Annotated in this window: 7 protein-coding genes; 5 read left to right on the top strand and 2 right to left on the bottom strand. The window is 37.6% G+C overall.

Annotated elements, in window-relative coordinates; all coding sequences use genetic code 11:
• The 5 genes from EHQ58_RS05145 to EHQ58_RS05125 form a co-directional block, all read left to right on the top strand.
• A partial coding sequence (locus tag EHQ58_RS05145) for a glycosyltransferase family protein (protein ID WP_476737870.1) occupies positions 1–514 on the top strand: 514 nt, incomplete at its 5' end.
• A complete protein-coding gene (locus EHQ58_RS05140) occupies positions 507–1,547 on the top strand; it encodes an NAD-dependent epimerase/dehydratase family protein (protein WP_135622782.1) in 1,041 nt (346 codons plus the stop codon). The genes EHQ58_RS05145 and EHQ58_RS05140, both read left to right, overlap by 8 nt.
• Before the next feature lie 7 nt (positions 1,548–1,554).
• Positions 1,555–2,271 (top strand): glycosyltransferase family 2 protein, encoded by a 717-nt coding sequence (locus EHQ58_RS05135; RefSeq protein ID WP_135622781.1) that lies wholly within the window; start codon positions 1,555–1,557, stop codon positions 2,269–2,271.
• On the top strand, positions 2,268–3,812 hold the full coding sequence (locus tag EHQ58_RS05130) for a hypothetical protein (protein ID WP_167883540.1): 1,545 nt from the start codon (positions 2,268–2,270) through the stop codon (positions 3,810–3,812). The genes EHQ58_RS05135 and EHQ58_RS05130 overlap by 4 nt, the downstream gene beginning before the upstream one ends.
• Entirely contained in the window at positions 3,809–5,029 is a 1,221-nt protein-coding gene (locus tag EHQ58_RS05125) for an AZOBR_p60025 family cell surface glycopolymer formation protein (protein ID WP_135622779.1), read from the top strand. Before EHQ58_RS05130 ends, EHQ58_RS05125 begins: the two co-directional genes overlap by 4 nt.
• Positions 5,030–5,031: 2 nt before the next feature.
• On the opposite strand, the gene EHQ58_RS05120 is transcribed toward EHQ58_RS05125, so the two are convergent.
• On the bottom strand, positions 5,032–6,522 hold the full coding sequence (locus EHQ58_RS05120; RefSeq protein ID WP_135622778.1) for a PDZ domain-containing protein: 1,491 nt from the start codon (positions 6,520–6,522) through the stop codon (positions 5,032–5,034).
• A gap of 2 nt (positions 6,523–6,524) precedes the next feature.
• Positions 6,525–8,000 carry a S1C family serine protease gene (locus tag EHQ58_RS05115; protein ID WP_425460472.1) on the bottom strand — a complete coding sequence of 492 codons (1,476 nt, stop codon included), beginning with the start codon at positions 7,998–8,000 and terminating at the stop codon, positions 6,525–6,527.
• Between the last annotated feature and the right edge of the window lie 51 nt (positions 8,001–8,051).

The following is an 8,051-nucleotide window of genomic DNA, read 5'->3' as shown; positions in this document are numbered from 1 at the left end:
GCGTAGAGGCATAGAACAAGCGTCAGGCGACATTATCGTTGTTGTCTCGCCAGATGGATCCTTTCGTTCAAAAGATTATCGAAAGTTACTCGAGTATATGAAAGATTCTGATATGGTAATCGGTACAAGAACGACCAGGCAGATGATCGAACAAGGCTCAAATTTGGGTCCCATGTACCGCATTGTCAATTTGCTAATGGGAAAATTAGTGGAGATTTTTTGGTGGGGTCAAGAGCCAAGATTCACAGACGCTGATTGCCATTTCTTTTCAATCTGGAAAGAATCCTATTATCAAGTCAAGTCTCAGCTTCATATCCATGACCATAAATATATTGTAGAGCTCATGATTGAGATGGTAAGATCTCATATGAGATGTATCGAAATTCCGGTTTCATTTTTTAAACCAGTAAATCCTGCAGCCTATACCGTGGGACAGATGCTAAGTGATGCTTTCGGCGTTTTTAAATTAATATTATCAAAAAAGTTTTATTTAGGAGATAGTGATAATGGCTAATAAAGTATTAGTAACAGGTGGATGTGGGTTTCTAGGGTCACATGTATGTGAGCTTTTCAGAAAAGAAGGATGGGATGTCGTTAGCTTTGATAGCATGACCAAATATGAGTTAAAGAGAACGGGATATGGAACTGATGCAACAAGGGATTATAACTGGGATTATCTAAAAAATCTTGGCGTTACAATGGTCAAAGGTGATATCAGGAATTTAGAACATTTAATGGATCGGACTGAAGGTTGCGATTACATCATACATACGGCCGCACAGCCTGCGATGACAATATCATGGGAAGATCCAGAGCTTGATTTTTCTACCAATGTTATCGGAACCTTTAATGTTTTAGAAGTAGCTCGCAAGAGAAAAATTCCAGTCGTTAATACATCCTCGATTCATGTTTACGGAAATTCGATCAATGATTCTCTAGTAGAAGGAAAGACTGCTTACGAAAGAAATCCCGTAGAAATTCCGGAAACGCATCCTACCATGGTAGGTCAACTTTCTCCGCTTCATGCCTCAAAGATGAGTGCGGAACATTATGTTCGTTCTTATACGGATATGTATGGCATTAAAGGAGCAAGCTTTCGGTTTACTGGCATCTATGGTGAGCGCCAGTTTGGTGGTGAAGATCATGGTTGGGTTGCAAATTTTGCCATTCGATCCTTTTTTGGGTTACCACTTCGAATCTTCGGAACTGGAAAACAAACGCGCGACATCATACATGCTGCCGATGGAGCGCAATCCTATTTAGCTTATTTTAAAAATCCTATTCCTGGTGTTTATAACATCGGAGGCTCTAGTCCTCATAAGATTTCTTTGTTAGAATGTATTGAGCTCATTGGAGAAATCATGGGCAAAAAGCAAGAAGTCCTCTTTGAAGTGGAACGTCCTGGTGATATGAGATATTTTATCTGTGATATCAAGGAAGCCAAAAAATTCGGATTTGCTCCTACAATCAAGCCTAAAGAAGGCATCACTCGACTTTTGAAATGGATTGAAGCGAACAAAGATGTCTTCAATATTTCAGGAAAATAAAGATTAGATGAAAACTCTGGTAGTTATTCCTGCTTATAATGAAGAATCAACGATTGAAGAAGTTGTGAGGGGAGCGATCAAGTACGCAGATGTTTCTGTAACAGATGATTGTTCGAAAGATAAGACGCCAGAGATTTTAAAGAAATTGCAGAGTGAATTCCCGAATCGCTTATTTGTGATTCGACACGATAAAAATACCCACATACCTCGTGGGATACAAGATGGAATGAAACTCGCCGTGGAAAAAGGCTATGATTGGGTCGTTACAATGGATGCAGGCCTATCTCACGATGCCGATCGGCTTCCGGATTTTATAAACCATGAATCATGTGACTTAGTGATAGGTAGTCGAAAAGAAACTGTAAATGTTCCTTTCTATCGGAGAGTCATATCGTTTTTAGCCGCGAGAGTGATGAATTATTGTCTTTCGAAAGGCCTTTTCAATATTGTAGGACCGAACATTAAAGATTGTACTTCGGGTTACAGGCGTTACTCAAAGGATGCGTTTGAAAAAATCGCAGCATATCCTTTAGAATCTATCGCCTTCGATTTTCATATGGAAGCATTAAGCATCATATCGCTAGCTGGGGGTTCTGTTAGAGAATTGCCAATTAAGTATATTTTTTCAAATAGTTCCTTTAACTCAAAAGTATTTAAACTTGCTGTGCAATTTGCAAAAAAATTATTTCTTAGAAAATTACATCTGATTCCCCGCTATCCGTGAAATCATTATTGGCAACTTATAAAGCTAAGGTAGCGATCGTCTTCTTAGCCTTGTTATCCGCTACTTTTCTTTTAGATTTTTTAATTTTTGAAAAACTACTTCTAAATTTTCCAAATGAAATGGAATGGGATACGTCCCATTGGTATAATTTTGCTTATGCGAGAAAACAGATTAAGGCACCCTTGGAGGGGAAAAAAGTAATCATTGCTGGAAGTTCTGTCGCACTTTATTCTGTGCTGCCTGAAGAACTTTTTAAGGAATCCGATAAGAAAATCATCTCCAAATTTTATTCACATGTTGCCTTGGCTCCAACGGATCTCTATTATTACAAGGAAGATATCGCAGATTCAAGACCTGACCTCGTAGTATACATGTTAAATTTTGCCGATTTGCAATGGGAATATCTCACCATAGAGGACGGAACTTATAAATTCAAAGAAAAACTATGGTTAGATGAATATTCTGATAGGTATCCTGCCCGAACCTATTATCCTGTAGAATTCTTAAGAGATTATTTTCAGGTTTTAAATAAGAAACAAATCTTAAGACTCGCATCAAAATCACTTCTTTATGTGAATCGGTATCGACATTTTGCCTTCGATCCATTGGAGACTTGGCTTGATAACCATTTACGAAGCGGAAGGAGTTTCCAAAAGTACAATGGGAGTATTCCAAGAGAAGGGATCTGGTCCAAAGGTTGGACTCAGAAAACAAGCACACTTGTATGTACGTTTGGACGAGAGAAAGAGGACTCTATTTTCTTACTGAAGAATCACACCGAGATAAAGGTCACGATCTTCTCGAATGACAAAAACGAGGAGAATGTTGTTTCTCAGACCATACTAAACTTTGACAAAAGCGGCTGGAACTCATTTCCCTGGGAACAAATTCAGAATCATAAGGGAATCTCTTCGGCACTGATTGGGCTCGAGGTTCTCGATGGCATGGGAACTGCGAAAGAGGCCAATCTTTTCCATTATGGCAAAGATTACCCTGTGGGGATTCGCCTTTCTCACTATTTTTGTAAGGACCCCGACTTTCGTAATAAATCATACGTAAGAGATTCCTATCTAGATGAAAAACGATTTTCTCTCATGAGTGAAAGTGAATACGACGAAGATTATTTCTTACGCATTCTTGACCATGCCGAGGAACGCTTTGAATTGGGTCGATTGAACACTCTGCGGATGCGTAAGAAGGAGATTAAGAATTTTACTTTTAAGCCATGGTTTGAATACGAACAGTTGCTTCGCGTTAGCGATTTTTATAAAGCACGAGGAATTCCTTTTGTCGTTATAATGTCACCAGAAAATCCATTAGAGTCGAAAGAATACGTGAATGGTACCTGGTATAGTGGTTTTATAGAACATTTTAAATTCAGCCTAGGTCAAAACAATCAATCATTATACGACCATACAAAGTCCTTGATTCGGAAACAGTTCTTTTTTGATCCCCATCATTTAACATATGATGGTGCAAAATATTTTAATTCGACAATGGAAGAAATAATACTCAAGGAACTGCAAGGACATAAACAATGAAAAAGATATATCAATTCGTCGACAAGACCTTCCTATACTTAGATACAAAACTATGGCTTCTATTTCTGATTTATGCAATTGTCCTAAGTTCTGTCACGTTCAGTTATTGGAAAAAATACGATTGGAACCCAAGCGCAATGGTAAATTTCGGACGAGAATTCGCACTTCAAAATGAAGAAGAGACTCCAAGAAAGGCGATCATTTTTCTAGGAGAGGAGGGGGATTTAGGCGCTGGCTATGATGGACAGATATTCTATTATTTTTCAAGATCGCTTTCAAACTTTGGTTTAGATTGGCCCAAGGGGTTTGATGAATCCTATAGAGCACCTAGGATCGGTTATCCGTTTCTTATTTCTATTTTTGGAATTTTCGGGAAGTGGGGATCCGTTTTTGGAATGTATTTCTGGAACATTGTATTAATAGTCCTCTCTTACTTTGCACTTCGCTCTATGTTAAAGGATGAAAATAAGCATCTTAGTATATTGTATCTATTTAATCCGTTCGCTTTAGGTAGCTACTACGTTTTGGTGAGTGACTCAGTTATGGTTTCTCTCGTGGTTTTGGCATACTATTTCTACAAAAATGAAAAAATGTTCGGATTCATACTCTTATCAAGTCTTGCAATTTTAACAAAAGAACCTGCCATTTTTTTTCTTTTCCCTTTAGGCTTAAAAGCCTTAGTGAGCCGCGACACTAAAAGAATTTTGATTGTTGCCGCAACTCTCATCATACCGATTTCTTGGCATCTCTATTTATCTTATAAATTTCCTAATTGGAGGGCTTCTCGCTTAACTGATTTTATCTTACCTTTTGAAGGGATGATTAGATATTCTGAATCAATTTTCTTAGCATTTGAAGACAAAATAGATATCAGAGCATTTGCTAGACTCTTCTCTCGGCTCCCTCTCGTGTTTATGTTTTTTATGGGGTCGTTACTTATTTTTTCAGGCAAGCTAACCAAAGGTTGGGAGTTCCGAGTTTGTTTATTTTTGGTAATGTTTATGATCGGAACTGCTGGTTATTACCATTTCTGGTCAGTGTATGAGAATGTCTCAAGAATGTTTACACTTTCCATACCCGCATTCATTTTTCTTCTCAATGAGGATAAGAAAGTCCTGAAAATGGAATATGCTCTGCTTACATTAGGATTGCTTTTCCTCTTTCTCTTCAAAGCAATCTTGATTTCAAAAACTTTAACATATCAAATCGGATTGTAAGCTTAAAAATTCTCCGCAGCCGGGATCTTGAAAGTTTTTAAGGCTTCGGAGTTTAGCTTTTGTATCTCATCGGATTTTAAAACAATTTGGGAGCCGTCCTCAAAATCTAAAAGGATGAATTCTTCTTTACTTGCTGCCAATATTCTACGAAAATCATTTAGATTTTTTGGTTTGATACCATTTGCCTTCTCCAATACATTTTGGTGCATAGAATGGTAGGCTTGGTTTCCAGTCAAAGGAAGTACTTGAGTTAATACGATTACTTTTTCTTCTTCTGATTTCTGTACGATATGGTGAAAATCATTTAGATACAAAAGATATTTACTGACTCGTGCTCTCCATTGAGCACCAAATTCCATTAAATAATGCTCTGATAATTCCTGAAAGACAGCACCGCCTACGATCATGTAAATGGGTTTTTTATTTCTTGTATTGCCAAAGGGAATCATTATGGAATCCTCGTTAAACGATTTGAGATCCAGATCGAACTCTAATAATTTTCGATTCCGTATCAATTTAACGGGTATTTTGACATTTTGTTTTTTAATGAAATCTTCGTTGCTATGAAATAGAAACGATAATGCCAATTTCCCATACTTTGGATGCTCAAAATAACCTTTTGGATCAATTTTATATCCAGATACTTCTAAAATCACATCTTCCAATTCTAAAGAATTTTTGGAACCCGCATGGCTAGGATAAACTTCCGCGACCAGAACTCCTTGTTCCTCTTTTTTGATGCCATAAAAATCTCTGGCAGCTTTATCCAATAGAGGACGAAAACGAAATCCTTTAAATGGAATGCATGAATCTACAGATTTGCAGTCTAAAAATTGTTTGATCATAAAACTCGGAACCATTTTCCCACTGTTTTGCGAGTCTTTGAAGGAGATGACTAAGCCTTGTGGAATCCGAGATGATTCTTCGACGATGAGTTCACCGATACCTTCTAATTTTTCATCAGATTGGATTTCTACATAAGGCAGTTCGACGTAGCCATTGGAATATGTGTCCATATCTAATTTTACGCTTCTAACTTTTTTCTCGCTTAGATTACGGTATTCTTTATATTCCAATAACAGCCCTTGCGAAGGTAAAAAAACCTCATTCGGAAAACTAACATGATTTAATCCTATAACAAAGTCCTTATCTTCAACTTTTATCAACGATAGACCAAGATCGTGTTCCATTTTCACTACTTTCGCCGTGAAATTTTTTAATGTTCCGAATTTGTTTACTTCGATGCTCGTGGCATAATTTAAAGTCTGTGTAGTCGTAAGGATTAAACCTTCGCCAACATGTATTCCATAGGCACGTTTCGTTTCCGGATTTTTATAACGCCATGGTTGAATGAAATTTGGATATTGGACCGTAGATTTCACTTGAACGATAGAGTTATCATCCTTGGAAATCGGTAGAACTTTGGCAGATATTTGGCTCCAAACCGAAATAAAAAGAAGAGAATAAGTAAAGAAGCGAAGATTAAAATTCATTTTTATTTTCCAGAAACATTATAAGATTTTTTAATTTCTAAATCAGAGTTTATCGCATCTTCTCTGTTAACAATTAGCGGAAGCGAAATATCTTTGAAATAAATTGTAATATACTTTGCCTTTGAATTTTGGATTTCATTGGCGAATGCATTGAGATTGTTAATGGGTTTTCCGTTTACGGTTTCAACAACCATATTCAGGAAATAATCTGCTGAAGAATTGATCGGATGCGATAATTTGCGATATAAAATAATCTCTTCCGTTTCTTCATTCCCAAGTTCAGTCAAATGGTTGAAACGGTAGAGGAATTGGCTGCCTCCTTGCGTTTGACCAGATTTAGCCCAAGTTTCTAAAAGATCACGGTTCATAGGTTGGAATACGAGTCCCGCCAATATAAAATAGGAATAGGATACATCATAGCGTGAACGCATTAGGTCAAGCGCCGGCATACGTTTGGCGGGAAATTTTAGTATCATTCGTTCTCCTTTCCTAATAACCTCGAGTGTGATCTCTTCTCCCGCAAATTTGTTATCTACAATTTCTACAAAATCGATTCTGGATTCTCCATTATACGCTACAGTGCCATTTTTACCGAGTTTTAGCCCGTCGATGGAATGAATTAAATCTCCCTTTTCAAGCAAACCGAATGCAGAGCCGCCTTGAAGTATTTTGGTTACGAATACACCTTCAACATCTTTTGGAATTTTTCGATATAATCTTTCTGAGAGAGAGTAAGAGGGCTGATAGTGTATTCCAAGCTCCACATAACCGTCGTATTTTCCATCTTCGATATCTTTTAAGAAATGTTCGATCACGTTTTTTGGGATAATATAACCAATGTTTTCTCCTTTTGTCGACGCTTGGAAAGCAACCCCAACAACAGAACCATCTTGGATCGCGGGACCTCCCGAATTGCCAGGGTTTATCGCCGCATCAACTTGTATGACAAGATGGCTGTCAATCTGCGAATGGGCATAGGTGGACTGTTCGATGCGAGATACGATCCCTCGGCTAATGGATATTTTATTTCCACCAATAGGATAACCCACGATATCCACAGGACTTCCTAATTCAGGAATCGGACCAAGTGCAAAGGAGTAGCTGTCTTCATAAAATTCTGGTGCTTTTGCTTCCAGGATAGCGAGATCACAGTCATGTGCCACAAACAAAGTTTTTAATTCATACCACTCTGTCTGGTTGTTTCTTTGAGCCTCAATGAATTTTGCATTTGAAACTACGTGCGCATTCGTTAATATTTTATTCTCTCCGATTAAAAAGCCTGTGCCTGTAGAGGCTGTTACATTGCCCGAGAGCCAGGGAGAATAAGGATCTTGGGATTGTGAATAAACCTTGATTTGAACCACACCTTTTTTAATCGTATCGATTGAAATCTTTTTCTGAGTATCTATTTGAATCTCAGACGCAAAAACATTTACTGATAGTAAAATTATGGTGGAAAGTTGAAGTCTATGGATCATGCTTTTGACTTGAGCCCTAATGAGTATTTTTGAATTAGCAATCACTGGTAT

The organism is Leptospira ognonensis (assembly GCF_004770745.1).
GTDB classification, from domain to species: domain Bacteria; phylum Spirochaetota; class Leptospiria; order Leptospirales; family Leptospiraceae; genus Leptospira_A; species Leptospira_A ognonensis.
Note: the sequence above shows the minus strand (reverse complement) of the source record. Positions and strands in the feature narration are given on the sequence as shown.